This window comes from Rhodopseudomonas sp. NSM, from assembly GCF_052445935.1.
Lineage (GTDB): Bacteria > Pseudomonadota > Alphaproteobacteria > Rhizobiales > Xanthobacteraceae > Rhodopseudomonas.
This window is the reverse complement of record NZ_JBQTCH010000004.1, coordinates 117923-132359: the sequence shown is the minus strand read 5'-3', so window position 1 is coordinate 132359 and position 14437 is coordinate 117923. Positions and strand designations below refer to the sequence as shown.

The 14437-nt window shown below is 67.0% G+C and carries 10 protein-coding genes; 1 reads left to right on the top strand and 9 read right to left on the bottom strand.

Annotated elements, in window-relative coordinates:
• Positions 1-22: 22 nt before the first annotated feature.
• A complete protein-coding gene (adh, locus tag ACTZWT_RS12550) occupies positions 23-1543 on the bottom strand; it encodes an aldehyde dehydrogenase (RefSeq protein ID WP_444770018.1) in 1521 nt (506 codons plus the stop codon).
• Positions 1544-1776: 233 nt separating this feature from the next.
• Here adh and ACTZWT_RS12545 point away from each other — a divergent pair, with 233 nt between their 5' ends.
• The gene (locus ACTZWT_RS12545; RefSeq protein ID WP_444770296.1) at positions 1777-3651 is read left to right on the top strand and encodes a sigma-54-dependent Fis family transcriptional regulator; all 1875 of its coding nucleotides are present in this window, start codon (positions 1777-1779) and stop codon (positions 3649-3651) included.
• Positions 3652-3714: 63 nt separating this feature from the next.
• Here the strand turns inward: ACTZWT_RS12545 and ACTZWT_RS12540 are convergent, their stop codons facing one another.
• The 8 genes from ACTZWT_RS12540 to ACTZWT_RS12505 form a co-directional block, all read right to left on the bottom strand.
• On the bottom strand, positions 3715-5118 hold the full coding sequence (locus ACTZWT_RS12540; RefSeq protein ID WP_444770017.1) for a carotenoid oxygenase family protein: 1404 nt from the start codon (positions 5116-5118) through the stop codon (positions 3715-3717).
• A 46-nt stretch (positions 5119-5164) separates the two neighbouring features.
• Entirely contained in the window at positions 5165-6541 is a 1377-nt protein-coding gene (locus ACTZWT_RS12535) for a vWA domain-containing protein (protein WP_444770016.1), read from the bottom strand.
• Entirely contained in the window at positions 6534-7643 is a 1110-nt protein-coding gene (locus tag ACTZWT_RS12530; RefSeq protein ID WP_444770015.1) for an ATPase, read from the bottom strand. Before ACTZWT_RS12530 ends, ACTZWT_RS12535 begins: the two co-directional genes overlap by 8 nt.
• A 15-nt stretch (positions 7644-7658) precedes the next feature.
• Positions 7659-8621: a hypothetical protein gene (locus ACTZWT_RS12525; RefSeq protein ID WP_444770295.1), complete on the bottom strand. Its 963-nt coding sequence runs from the start codon at positions 8619-8621 to the stop codon at positions 7659-7661.
• 254 nt (positions 8622-8875) lie between these two features.
• Positions 8876-9853 (bottom strand): alpha/beta hydrolase, encoded by a 978-nt coding sequence (locus tag ACTZWT_RS12520; protein WP_444770014.1) that lies wholly within the window; start codon positions 9851-9853, stop codon positions 8876-8878.
• Between the two features lie 205 nt (positions 9854-10058).
• Positions 10059-11570 (bottom strand): M81 family metallopeptidase, encoded by a 1512-nt coding sequence (locus tag ACTZWT_RS12515; RefSeq protein WP_444770013.1) that lies wholly within the window; start codon positions 11568-11570, stop codon positions 10059-10061.
• A 138-nt stretch (positions 11571-11708) separates the two neighbouring features.
• Entirely contained in the window at positions 11709-13361 is a 1653-nt protein-coding gene (locus tag ACTZWT_RS12510; protein ID WP_444770012.1) for an ABC transporter ATP-binding protein, read from the bottom strand.
• Between the two features lie 181 nt (positions 13362-13542).
• The gene (locus tag ACTZWT_RS12505) at positions 13543-14433 is read right to left on the bottom strand and encodes an ABC transporter permease (RefSeq protein ID WP_444770011.1); all 891 of its coding nucleotides are present in this window, start codon (positions 14431-14433) and stop codon (positions 13543-13545) included.
• Between the last annotated feature and the right edge of the window lie 4 nt (positions 14434-14437).

The window sequence follows — 14437 nt, the reverse complement described above, 5'->3', positions numbered from 1 at the left end:
CGTCGATGCGCTTAGTCGCGCATCAGAAGAAGCCGAGCGGCCCGGTGCCGTAGCTCACCAGCAGGTTCTTGGTGTGCTGATAGTGATCGAGCATCATCTTGTGGGTTTCGCGCCCGATGCCGGACTGCTTGTAGCCGCCGAAGGCGGCGTGGGCCGGGTAGGCGTGGTAACAGTTGGTCCACACCCGGCCGGCCGCGATCGCGCGCCCGAACCGGTAGGCGCGGGTGCCGTCGCGGGTCCAGACGCCGGCGCCGAGACCGTATTGTGTGTCGTTGGCGATCGCCACCGCCTCGTCTTCGTCCTTGAAGGTCGTGACCGACACCACCGGGCCGAAGATCTCCTCCTGGAAGATGCGCATCTTGTTGTGGCCGTGGAAGACGGTCGGATTGACGTAGTAACCGCCCGCGAGCTCTCCGGGCATCGTCGCGCGCCCGCCTCCGGCCAGCAGCTCGGCGCCTTCCTGGCGGCCGATTTCGATGTAGGCCAGGATCTTCTCGAGCTGTTCCTGCGACGCCTGCGCGCCGATCATGGTGGCCGGGTCGCGCGGGTCGCCCTGCCGGATCGCGGCGACACGGGCGAGTGCGCGTTCCATGAAGCGGTCGTAGATCGATTCCTGCACCAGCGCGCGGCTCGGGCAGGTACACACCTCGCCCTGGTTGAGCGCGAACATCACGAAGCCTTCGATCGCCTTGTCGAAGAACGGATCGTCCTCCGCCGCCACGTCGGAGAAGAAGATGTTGGGCGACTTGCCGCCGAGTTCGAGCGAGACCGGAACGAGGTTCTCGCTGGCGTACTGCATGATCAGTCGTCCGGTCGAGGTCTCGCCCGTGAAGGCGATCTTGGCGATCCGCGGACTCGACGCCAGCGGCTTGCCGGCCTCGATCCCGAACCCGTTGACGATATTGAGGACGCCCGGCGGCAGCAGGTCGGCGATCAGTTCGGCCCACACCAGGATCGAGGCCGGAGTCTGCTCGGCCGGCTTGAGCACCACGCAGTTTCCGGCGGCGATTGCCGGCGCCACCTTCCAGGCGGCCATCAGCAGCGGAAAGTTCCACGGGATGATCTGCCCGACGACGCCGAGCGGTTCGTGAAAATGGTAAGCGATCGTGTCGTGATCGATCTCCGAGACCGAGCCTTCCTGGGCGCGGAGCGCGCCCGCAAAGTAGCGGAAGTGATCGATCGCGAGCGGCAGGTCTGCGGCCCGCGTCTCGCGGATCGGTTTACCGTTGTCCAGCGTCTCCGCGGTCGCAAGCAGGTCGAGATTCGCCTCCATGCGGTCGGCGATGCGATTGAGAATGAGTGACCGCTCCGTCGTCGTCGTCCTGGCCCAGCCCGGACTCGCCGCGTGCGCTGCATCAAGTGCAAGCTCGATATCTTCTTTTTGCGAGCGCGGAATCTCCGTGAGCTTTGCGCCGGTGATCGGCGTCGTGTCGTTGAAGTACCGCCCATCGACCGGGTCGACCCAGCGGCCGCCGATGAAGTTGCCGTATCTCGCCTTGAAAACCGAGCCGACTTCCGGATGTATAGTTGTGATGATGTTCATGGCTTCCTCCCACTGTTGAAGCGGGCAGAACTACGCACAATGCGTGCCAGCCGCGCGCGACGGTGCGGCGGATCGTCCACGATTCAATCAGCTCGTTGATAAAGCTGGGAGGATTCTATTTGCAGCGGTCGGGCGCCGGGCTGTGATCTATGGACAGCGCGCGCGACTGCGTGTGATACTGCGATCAGTTGGGCGCAACACCTGTTGCAGAATCCAACACCCCGGAGACGCCCATGTCGCTCGCATCAAATGGTGATGCTGTCTTTGTCGCGCGCCGTCGTTTCTTCGGCGAAGGACGCTCCGTCGAGGGAATGCTGGCCGCTCCGATCCTGCGTTCGTGGGAGCGCTGCGCCGGCCATGGTCTCGACGCCAGCCGCTCGCCCTCGGTCGAGCCGCCGACCGCGCGTGAGTTGCGCGAACTACAAGAATTCCACGAGCGGCTCGGGCGTCTCGCCAGACCGGAACTCGACGCACTGCAAAACGACGCGCGCCTGACCGGCAGCGTCGTGATTCTCACGGACACCGCTGGCGTGGTCCTCGATATGGTCGGCGACGGGGCCTTTGCAGGGCGCGCCGCCCAGGTGGCGCTGCGGCCCGGCGTGTCGTGGAACGAGGCCGCCACCGGGACCAACGCGATCGGCACGGCGCTGGTGGAGCGTCAGCCGATCGCCGTTCACGGTGCGGAGCATTTCTTCGAACGCCACCAAATTCTGGCCTGTGCCGCCGCGCCGCTGATCAATCCGCGTGGCGAGGTGGCAGGGGCGCTCGACATGACCGGGCCCGCGGCTATTCGGCATGTTCATGCGCTCGGCCTGATGCGGCTTGCCGCCGAGCAGATCGAGCACCGCTTCTTTACCGAGGGGTTCGAGCATTGCATGATGCTGCGTTTCCACGCGGACCGCGCGCTGGTCGGCACCCCGCGCGAGGGCGTGCTGGCTTTCGCCGATGGTGTGCTGGTCGGCGCCAATCGTCACGGCCTGGAGCTGATGAGGCTCGATTGGTCGTCGCTCGACCGGACGAGACTGCCGGCGGTGCTGCCGGGGATACGGCCCTCGGATCAGATCCAGCCTTTGCGCGGGCCCGGAGGCACGCGGCTGTTCGGCCGCCTCGTCGACGCGCGCAGGCGGCCCTCCCGCGGCAGGGCGGTGATGTCCGCTCCGGCAGCGCGGCCGACACCGGCGGGCGAGATCGAGCCGATCCTCGGGCCGGAAATGCTGGCGTCGCTGTCGCGTTCCGTGCGTCTGGTGAATGCGGGTATCCCGTTGCTACTTCTTGGCGAGACAGGCTCCGGCAAGGACGTGTTCGCACGCCGCATCCACGCCGAAAGCGAGCGGCGCAACAAACCGTTCGTGCCGGTGAACTGCGCGGCGCTGCCGGAGAGCCTGATCGAGTCGGAGCTGTTCGGCTACGAGGCCGGCGCGTTCACCGGGGCGCGGCGCCAGGGCGCGCCCGGCCTTCTGCGCCAGGCCGACGGAGGCGTGCTGTTTCTCGACGAGATCGGCGATATGCCGTTATCGCTGCAGAGCCGCCTGCTGCGGGTGCTCCAGGACAAGCACGTCTCGCCGCTCGGCGGCGGTCGCCCGGTGCCGGTCGATTTCGCGCTGATTTGTGCGACGCATCAGTCGCTCGGGACGCTGCTGGCCGCCGGTGCGTTTCGGCAGGACCTGTATTTTCGCATCGCCCAATACGTCGTTGAACGGCCGCCGGTGCGCCATCATCCGGACCGGCTCGCGCTGATCCGCGGCGTGTGGCGTCAGCTTGGCGGCGAGGCGGCCGGCGTCCAATTGTCGGAAGAGGTCGAACGCCGGCTTGCCGGCTATGACTGGCCGGGCAATTTCCGGCAATTGGTCGGCACGCTGCGCGCGCTGCTGGTGCTGGGCGAGCCGGGCCATCCGGTCGAGGTCTCCGCCTTGCCGGCTGAAATCAGCGCGGCCGTCGGCTCGCCGGGCGAGGCCCCGCTCGATCCACCGCCGGTGCCGTCGCTCGCGGCGCAGACCCGCTCGGCGCTGCAGCTGGCGCTGGAGGCGAGCGGCGGAAATGTGTCGCGCGCCGCGCGCCGGCTCGGAATCGATCGAAGTACTTACTATCGCCGCCTGCTCAAGGAATAGAACGGTTCCGTGTGGGTGGGTGCGGCCGGCGCCCTGGACGCCGCCTTGGGCGCCGGACCACGCTCACCCCGCCGCCACCCAATTGCCGTGGAAGCCGTCCGGGACGCGGTGGCCGAGCTGCACCAGGGCGATCGGGCCGGCGGCGACGTCGGCGGCGTTGAACACCGCGAGGTCGCTGCGGTTCTCGCAGCTGCGCCAGATCACGGTCAGCAGCCAGCCATCGGCTTCCGCCGAATCCGGCTTGCGCGGCACGAACACCGGCTCGCCGATGGTGTCGCCGGTCGGCAGCAGATAGCGCGCGCGGCGATGGCCGTTGCCGTCGACATGCACAAGCCCGGTGAGCATCCCGAGCATCGGCGTCTCCGGGCTGGCGCAGGCGTACCAGCCGTGGCCGCTGCGCAGGCCGGCGCGGCGCTCGTCGATCCGCGGGAATTCGCCGCTGATGTCGTCGAGATAGCTGCGCTTGAATGCGTTGGTGTTGCCGGCGAGGTCGAAGCTCCAGCGGCACAGCCGCGCGCGGCCCTTCTCCGGATCGGTGCGGCGGCCGTCGGGATGGGTGAACAGCGGCGCTTCCTCGGATTGCATCACGTCGGCGACGATCTTTGTCCCCTCCTCCCACGCATTCATGACGTGGAACACGAAGCAGGCATCGCCGCGAAACCAGCGGATGTCGCGGGTCGTGCCGGTGCGCTTCATCACTCCGACGTAAGAGCCCTTGCCGGGGTCCCAGGCATAAGGCGGCCGGCCGCGCATCGCGCGCCAGAGGCTGCCGGTCAGCGGCAGGATCGGAAACAGCACGTAGTGCTCGGTGACGATGAAGTCGTGCACCATCGCCGCGTAGGGCGCCTTGAAGTGCTCGAACCGCGTCACCTGACCCGACGCATCGATCGCGCCGAACGACATCGTGCGCTTCAGCGGCCCGGCGGCGTTGTAGCCGAAGAACAGCATCTCGCCGGTGACGGGATCGATCTTCGGATGCGCGGTGAACGGCCCCTTCAGCGCGCCGCCATAATCGCAATAGCCGCGCGTCTCCAGCGTGTCGCGTTCGATCTGCATCGGCAGATGCGCCTCTTCCAGCGCCAGCAGCCGGCCGGCGTGGAACACGATGTTGGTGTTGGCGACGTTGCCGTCGTCGGGCGCCGAGCGCGGCGCGTCGGGCAGCTTGAGATTGAACTCGCCGTAGAGCGGCCGGCCGGCTTCGTGCTCGGCCAGCCATTTCGGGGTGCGGACCCAGCGGTTGCGATAGGAGGCGCGGCCGTTCTCCAGGCGGAAGGCGTGCAGCATGCCGTCGCCGAAGAACCAATGCGCGTTCGGCGAGGCGAATTGCGGGTTGGCGCCGTTGCGATACAGCGTGCCGTTGAGCTCGCGCGGCAGCTCTCCCGAGACCGGCAGAAACGACGCGTCGCATTCCATCGGGATCGGCGACAGATTATCGCACGCATCCGGAACTCCGGTGATCTGCAGCATGTCGAGCTCCTGTCTTCCGCGCCGTTCTTCCGCGCCGTGGCCTCGATCAGCTCAACGCGAGCAGCCGGCCGAACGGCTGCACGGCATGTGAGTAATTCTCCGGCACCGCCCAGATCACCGGCCAGCGCGGCTTGAAATCGGCCGGGCCTTCGAGATCGGTCAGCACCACGGCGATGTCCGGTCTGTGGCGGTCGGCTTCGGCCAGCAGCGGGGTGAAGTCGGTGCCGCCGCCGCCGCCAAATTCGATCTCGCTCAGCACGAAACGACGGCCCGGCTCGAAGAACTCGACCTGGCGCACCCGCTCGTCGCCGATGATCAGCACCAGCCCCGCTTCCTGCCGCCGGATGATGGTTTCGATCTCGCGCGCGAAGCGCTCCATCAATCCATCGTCGATCGAGCCGGAGACGTCGATGATCAGCGCCAGCCGCGGCTCGTTCTTGCTCGCGCTGAACCCCGGCTCGAACGGCATCCGGTGAATGCCTGCGCGGCCCTGATTGGCGATGTAGGAGCGCGCCGGCCGCGACCAGGTCAGCGACGGCTTTCGCGCCAGCCCGCGCGCCAGCTGGACGCGCAGCACCTGCGCCCACGGCGTGCGGGTGCGCGGCAGATCGGCGATCAGCGCGCGCAGCATCGAGAACGCGCCGTCGCCGGCGTGGCCGCGCAGGATCCGCTCGCTCCATTCGCGGGCGTGCTCGGCTTCGTGTTCCGGCGCCGATTGCGATTCCGGATTCGGCACCAGATCGCGGGCGCTGCCGGCGCCGAGTTCGCGCACCTTGGCGGAGCGGGCGCCGTCGGCGCGCTGCTCGGCGCTTTGCTGTTCGGAATTGGATTGCGACTGGGACTGATCGCGGCCGCCGGAGCCGGACGCATCGGCCTCGGAGCCGGACTGCGACTTGTTGCCGGATTTCGACTTGCCGTTGTTGCCGTCGCTGTCGCGATCGTCGATCGCGCGATACAGCTTCTCGACGTCCCATTCCAGCAGCGCCGCCTCGGCGTCCTGCTCGCGCCTCAGCGCCTTGGCGAGGATCTGCTCGAGCATCACGGACTTTTCCGGCAGCGTCAGCCAGCTCAGATGCGCCAGCGTCGAGTTGACGATGGCGTCGGCGCAGATGTTGAACAATTCGAGGTCGACATCGCCGATCACGCGCTGCAGCTCGACGAAGCGCTGCGGATGGCGCAGCGCGATGTGCAGCACCTCGTGGGCGACGAGGCCGACCTGTTCGGGCAGCGGCAGCTTGTCGAAGGCGGCGCCGTAATACACCACGGTGCCGTCGGTGAACGCCACCGTCGCTGCGTCGCTGTCGGCCGGCAGGTCCTGATGCCGCACCCACAGCGCCAGCCCGCCGGTGGACGGCGCGAACTCGACCATGCGCTGGATGGCGCGGGTTCCGCGGTGGCAATACAGCGCGGCGGCCTCAGGCATCCTGCATGTCCATCTGCCGGCGCTCGCCGTAGCGGGCGTAGGCCGGGCTGTCGAAGATCGCGGCCTCGAGGCCGTTCTCCAGCGCGCGCTGCATCAGCAGCTCCATCGCCAGCGTCTGCGCCTCGCGGATCGGCAGCGGGACGTTGCCGCGGATATCCGGCAACTGCTCGATGATTTCGAGCGCGCGCGCCAGTGTCGGCTGATCGGAGCAGGCGGCGAGCAGGCCGTACAGCATGCCGTAGAGCGCATCCAGCGTCTTCGGCAGCAGTGCGGCGGTCTCCGGGCCCGGCCGCGCCGCCAGCAGCCGCACCACGTCGGCCCCGGCCCTGATCTCGCGCAGCACGCCGAAGAACTCCGCCGCATTGGCGGCGCCGATCCGGCCCTGCACGAACAGCCGCTTGGCCGGATCGGACAGCCCGGATTTCAGCACGTTGGAGATATCCTCCCAGCCGCGCGGGCTGGCGCCGATCAGATGATCGCCGGCGAGCTGCGCCTGGGTGTCATCGAGCTTGTCCGGGCGGATCTTGAGATAGGCCATCACTTCCGGCGCGAATTCACGCGCCATGGCGTGGCTCAGAAAGGCGTCGATCGCGGTCTGGACGTTGAAGTGGAACATGCGGTCGGCGAGCGCCGTGCCCATGTCGTGGCTGATCGCGCCGTGGAAGCTGGCATTGCCGGCGGCGACCACCAGCCAGCCGTCGGGCAGTTGATAATTGCCGACGCGGCGATCGAGGATCAGCGAATAGGCCGAGATCTGCAGCCGCTGATCGGCGGCGGTGAGCTCGTCGAGAAACAGCAGACCCTCGCGCTGGTCGGGCGACGGCAGGAATTCGGGCGGAAACCACACCGTCTTGGCGAGATTCTCGTCGGCGTAAATCGCGCCGCGGATATCGACCGGCTCGATCGTGGTGAGGCGCAGATCGACCAGCGGCACTTTGTAGTGCTCGGCGACCTGGCGCACCACCGACGACTTGCCGACCCCGCGCGTCCCCCACAGCATCGACGCGCGCCGACGCAGCGTCGGCTCGGCATATTGCTCGATCAGTGCCGCCTTCGCCGCAGCGATCGAGACCGGAGGAATGTTCATGGGGTTGCCGTGCATCGATCGAATCCTCGCTCAGGTCGGACGAACGTCGAGAGTCTCCGGCGCCGCAGTCCCGGTCTGCGGTTGCCACGCGGCGCGCGCGATGCGGCGCGGGAACGGCGGGATCTCCAGCGACGGCGTATCGCGCATGCCGAAGGCACCGAACATCAGCAGCGGCGGCGCACCCATCAGCAGCAGGTTGAAGATCGAGTCCTGGGGGATGTCGACCAGCGTCAGGCTCGCCGAGCCCGCGATCAGGCCGCCGAAAAACAGCAGAGGGCCAGCGCGCCGCAGGGTTACGCCCCACCGCGCCCGCACCATCGCATCGTGATACGCAGCGGGCGGCCGCGCCAGGGTGTGGGTCAGATGCGCCACCGTCTTCTCCAGCCGCGCCTCGATCGCCCGGCTCAGCTCCGGCTCGCGGCCGCGCACCTTGATCTTGCCGGTCCAGCCCGCTTTCTTTCTCCGCAGCGGCGACCATGACCAGCCGATCACGGCGAGCAGATCCTCGGGCAATTCGGCGTCGGCGGTCTTCGGGGTGATGTCGATCTCGACCGGATAGCCTTTGACCTGGGCCGGACGCAGCGCCAGGGTGAAGCCTGCGATTTCGGCTTCGCCGCGCAACAGCTCGCGATGCACCGCTGACGGTTGTCCGGTCTCGTTACCGATCGGAACCAGCCGATAGCTCAGCGCAACGGTCGTGCCGTCGACCGAGCGAAACTGCTGCTGCGGCAGCACGGTCTCGATCCGCGCCAGCAGGGCGGCGGGATCGTCGCCCTGGGTTTCGAGGGTCGCCACCAGGCCGCTTGCAAGCGTCAGCGTTCGCGTCAGCACGCTGAAGCCGGGTCGCGGATTGTCGAGTTGCAGGATCTCGCTGGCGTCGATTCCGGCGTGATCGGCCTCGTCATGCGTGACCGGCTTGAAGATCAGCCGCCGATTGATCCGATCGCTGGCGGCAAGATCGACGTGAAAGTCGCGGCGTGTGAATGGCTGCACCAATCCGAGGATTTCGTGGTGCGTCAGTGGATGCGCCGGTGATTCGTCGTGACCGGTCGGGCCGGTCAGTAGTCTTGCGTAGTTCATTCTCGTTCAACACCTCCGCATGTGGTGCTTCGTCGTCCGGCAATTCAACTCATGACTTGCATCGGCAATTAACAGCGTTCGCGACGCTGAATGCAACTTGAAAACCAGATCCATGTACTGATCCCAGGGAGCGCCGCTTCACATATGCGTGCGGCGCTCCCCGATTGTCAGGCGCTGACGACGGTGGCGTCAGGCGCTGCTGACAAAGCGAGGAACTGATCGTACGAACGAACGACCTGATCGAGCACCTCGAAGTGCATCATCGCGCCGGCATCGAACTTCACGATGGTCCAGTTCGATCGCCCGGCGACACGACTCTTGTGGCGATAATCCACAAAGTCGCCGCGGACGCCGTGCGCCATCCAGACCGGAAGGCGGAGCGATTCGTAGATGCTCAGAATGTCCTTGCTGAACATAAAGCCGGCCACGAAGTAGTACGGGGCATAGCGTGCGCCGGGCTGGTGGGTAGTATGGTAGTCATATTCCAGCATCGACTCGTCGATGTTCTTCGATCCCCAGGCTTTCTCGAGAAATTTGCGAATCACCGGCTTCGCCGTCAGCAATTTGAAGAAGCCTTCATCCCACAACCGGAAGCGCAGCGTGCTCAGCAGCCACGACTGGCCGCGCGTGGTCGGGACGCGCGCGTCGCGCGCCTTGCCTTCGAAACCGGTCGGGCTGATCAGGCCGAGGGTGGCGAATGCCTCGGGCTTCTCGGCCGCCGCGCGGGCGACGAATTCGCACGACAGCGACAGCCCCAGGACGTCGATCGGCTGCTGCCCGTGCACCTCCTGCACGCGCGCGACTGCCGCGTGCACTGCGTCGGTCATCATCCGCGCGGTGTATTCACGATCGTCGCGGTCCGACTGGCCGAAGCCCGGAAGGTCGAACGCATGAACAGGACGATGCTTGGCGTAGTGGTCGTACAGCGTCTTCATTTCGAAAGCCGAGCCGGCGGCATTCACACTGTGCACCAGCAGCAGCGGCCGCGTCGTATCGTCGCCCGACGAAACTCCAAGGGAGTAGGTCGCCAGTCGCCCGACTTTGGCGACGATATCGGCCCGTGTGCCTCCGACCGGATTGGCGAGGCTCGAGCGCGCGTAGCTCTGATTGGTTCGGTGAAGAAGGTCTTCGCTGACGACCGACATTTTGAGTGCCCTCGACGATTAAATCTGAGGAGCAAATGGCGTGGAACTCGTCTGGTTCCAGCGCAGCGACGTCGAAATGAAACTAATCAGAAAAACGGTATCGAAGTGTGTTCACGCAGAGCGCAGACACAGCAAAAATCCGTACTTGTACGCATCGCCACGTCTCGTTTGAGACGCGCGACGAGTCATGCGGAGTTGACGTCAATCATCTGTTAGTTCGACCGACGAACCGCTGTCCATTCGGTTTGACGCGGATGCCCGGACGCAGCCGCGTCCAGGACAACGATGCGGTGTCGGCCGGCATCGCGCCGGGCGCGGCGCAGATCAGCAGTTGCTCCGCGATCGGCTGGAAGTCGGCGCGGAAATGCACCGAACTCTTGACGACGAGGATCGCCTGTTCGGTCGGCTCGATGCCGACATAGCGGTACATCGCCTGATCGGCGAGCTGCGCCTTGTGCGAACTGACGACGATTCGGACATCGCCGATGCGCAGGCACGCCGACGGCCCCATCTCCATCTCGCGGCCGCCATAATAAGGACCCGGCGCGACGAAGCGGCCATCGGACAAGCGCTCGACGACGAAGCTCTCTTCATACGGCGCGTCGCAGGCGATGCCCGACTTGCCGCCGAGCGCGAGCCTGATGGTCGCGCCGATGCCCGCGGCATGCGCGGCCTGCGCCGACGCCGGATCGTAGATCACGCCGATCGCGGCGCGCTGCGCGTCGTTTCGCACCAATGCGCGCAGCATCCCGGTGGTGTCGGAATCGCCGCCGGCGCCGGGATTGTCCTGGGTGTCGGCGATGATCACCGGCCTGGCCGCGGTCTTGGCGATCTCCATCGCCAGACGCACGCCGTCGTCGGGCGAATGGATGGTGCCGTCGAAATCATTCTCGTGGCCGATCACCAGCGCGGCGACCTTGTCGGCCGCGGCGTCGGCGTCGGCCTGCGTCCGGCCATAGGCGAACACGCTCGGTCCGCAATCGGGGAAATCGGCGGCGGGAAAGCCCGGCGCGAACGACAGCGTCGGCACCGCGTCGCTCTCCAGCGCCGCGAGCTTGCCGTAGATGCCCCTGGTCGGCTCATCGAAGGTGCATTGCCACGAGATCGGAATCAGGAACGGCAATTGCCGGAACGCCTTGGCGTACTTCGCGCCGCTCTGCAGCAGCAGATCGAGGTGCTTCGCCGCGGCGCGGCCGGTGTCGGCCATGTCGACATGCGGATAGGTGCGGTAGGCGATCAGCGCATCGGCGTGCGCGATCATCGCCGGCGTGACGTTGGCGTGCAGGTCGAGGCTGACCACCAGCGGCAGATCGGGGCCGATCACCTGGCGCACGCGGGCGAGAATCTCGCCTTCGCCGTCGTCGAGATGGTCGGTGACCATGGCGCCGTGCAGATCGAGATACACCGCGTCGAGCGGCCCGGCAGCGGCGATGCCGTCGATCATTGCTTTGACGACGCGCTCGAACGCGTCCTCGGAGACATGCGCGGAGGGACTGGCGCCGCAGGCGATGGTCGGCACGAGATCCCAGCCCTTGCTCTCGGCGTCCTCGACGAAGCCGGCGAGCCCGACATTGATGCCGCGCATCACCTTCAGCACCTCGGCGCCGGTGGTCATCGCCGGCCAGCCGCCGCCATGGACGAAATCGTCCCATGTCGCCTTGGTCGGCGCAAAGGTGTTGGTCTCGTGCAGAAAGCCGCCGACGGCGATACGGGTCATGGTTGTCTCTTGGTTGTCTTGCTCCGTCATTCCGGGGCGCTCACGCAGTGAGCGAACCCGGAATCCAGAGGTGGTGAAAAGGGAGATTCCGGGTTCGCGCTACGCGCGCCCCGGAATGACTCGGGAAGGGGTGGATACTTAACTCACCGCCACGACCGGCGCCTCGCTCACCGGGCGGAAATTCGCGAAATCCCAGCCGCGGCCGGGGGCGGCTTCGAGCAGTTGCCGGGTGTAGGCCTGTTTCGGATTGGTCAGCACCTCGGCGGCCGGGCCCTGCTCGACGACGACGCCCTTCTCCATCACCGCGACGTCGTCGCAGATCTGGGCTGCGACGCGCAGATCGTGGGTGATGAACAGCAGCGCGATGCCGAGCCGGGTCTGGATCTCGTCGAGCAGGTCGAGCACCTGGGCCTGCACCGAGACGTCGAGCGCCGACACCGCTTCATCGGCCACCAGCACGTCGGGATCGAGCGCCAGCGCGCGGGCAATCGCGATGCGCTGGCGTTGGCCGCCGGAGAACTGGTGCGGATAGCGCGAGATCGCGTCCGCCGGCAGATGCACCAGTTCGAGCAATTGCCGCGCCTTCTCCATCGCGTCGGCGCGCGACACGCCGTAATTGATCGGCCCCTCGGCGATGCTCTCGCCGACGCTGACGCGCGGATTGAGCGAGCGATACGGGTCCTGGAAGATGATCTGGATCTTCTTGCGGTGCGGCCGCAGCAGCCGCCGCGACAGATCGGAGATTTCGCGGCCGGCGAGGCGGATGCCGCCCGAGGTCGGATCGATCAGCCGGACGATGCAGCGCGCCACGGTCGATTTGCCGGAGCCGCTTTCGCCGACGATGCCGAGCGTGCGGCCCTTGTGCAGCGTCAGCGTCACGTCCTTGGCCGCCACCACTTCGCGTCGGCCGCCGAGGAAGGAACGCTCGCGATACACTTTGCCGAGTTCGTTGGCTTCGAGCACCACCGGCAGCCGGCTGGCCTCGCGCGGCGCCCGCGGCACCAGGCTCGGCACCGCCGACAGCAGATTGCGGGTGTAGTCCATCGCAGGCCGCCGCAGCACGGCGTCGAGCGCCCCGGTCTCGACCAGCCGGCCGTGCCGCATCACCGCGACGCGGTCGGCGATTTCGGCGACCACGCCCATGTCGTGGGTGATGAACAGCACCGCGGTGCCGTGCGCCTGCTGCAATTCGCGGATCAGCGTCAGGATCTGCTTCTGGGTGGTGACGTCGAGCGCGGTGGTCGGCTCGTCGGCGATCAGCAATTTGGGTTCGAGCACCAGCGCCATCGCGATCATGATGCGCTGGCGCTGGCCGCCGGAGAGGCGGTGCGGATAGGACGCGAAGATCCGCTCGACCTCCGGCAGGCGGACCTGCTCCATCATGTCCAGGATGCGCTGGCGGCGGGCGCGGGCGCCCAGATCGGTGTGGAAGCGCAGCACCTCGTCGATCTGCTTGCCGACCGGCACCACCGGATTGAGCGCGGTCATCGGCTCCTGAAAGATCATCGCCATCCTGGAGGCGCGCAACTGGCGCAGCCGCCGCTCGCTGGCGGCGAGCACGTTCTCGCCGGCGAGCCGGATCTCGCCGCCGGTGGCATGCAGCACGCCTTTCGGCAGCAGCCCCATCGTGGCCAGCGACGTCACCGATTTGCCGGAGCCGCTTTCGCCGACCAGGCACATCGTCTCGCCGGGCCGCACCGATAGCGAAATTCCGTCGATCACCTTGTCGCCGTCGCCGCTCCTGCCGAGCTGCACGATGAGGTTGTCGATCTCGAGAACGTTGTCGGTCATGTCCGCATTGCTCGCTTGCGATGAGTCTGTGCCCCGGATGCGGCGCAGCGCGCCGTTTTTACGGCGTGGTGCGCTGCTGATCCGGGGTCCCGGTCGTTCGGCTGCGAAACCGGGGTCCCGGATCTGCGGCGCGGCACTTCGCGCCGCACCGCGTCCGGGACACGAGAGGAAAACTCGGCCGTCATCGCGCGCTCTCCCGCTGTTTCATCCGTGGATCGAGCGCGTCGCGGGCGGCGTCGCCGATCAGGTTGACGCTGAGGATAGCGATCGACAGCAGCACGCCGGGCCAGAAGATCAGCGACGGCTTGATCTGGAACAGCGCACGGCCCTCGGCCATGATGTTGCCCCAGGTCGGCGTCTCCGGGCTGATGCCGGCGCCGAGAAACGACAGGATCGCTTCGGTGAGGATCGCCGAGGCGCAGATATAGGTGCCCTGCACGATCAGCGGCGCCACGGTGTTGGGCATCAGATGCCTCACCATGATCTTGGGCAGGCTGGAGCCGAGCGAGATCGCGGCCTCGACATAGGGCTCCTCGCGCGCCGACAGCACCACCGAGCGCACCAGCCGCGCGACGCGCGGGATTTCCGGGATGGTGATCGCGATCAGCACCGTGGTGAGACTGGCGCCCGACAGCGACACCACGGCGATCGCCAGCAGGATGCTGGGGATCGCCATCAGGCCGTCCATCAGCCGCATCATCACGGCGTCGATCCATTTGAAGAAGCCCGAAACCAGGCCGATGACGAGGCCGATCGCGATGCTGACGATCGCGGCGCCGACGCCGATCAGCAGCGAGATCCGGCCGCCGTAGAGAATGCGCGACAGCACGTCGCGGCCATAGGCGTCGGTGCCGAGCAGGAATTCGGCGCTGGCGGGTTTCAGCCGCTGCGCCGGCGCCAGCAGCAGCGGGTCATGCGGCGCGAGCCACGGCGCGAACACCGCGGAGGCGACGACCAGCGCGAGGCAGATCGACGCCGCGGCGATGATCGGGCTGGAGTACAGAAATTCGAACCTCTGTCCGAACGGCCGCGTGATCGGGATCGAGGATTCGGGGAGACTATCGATGGCCATCGCG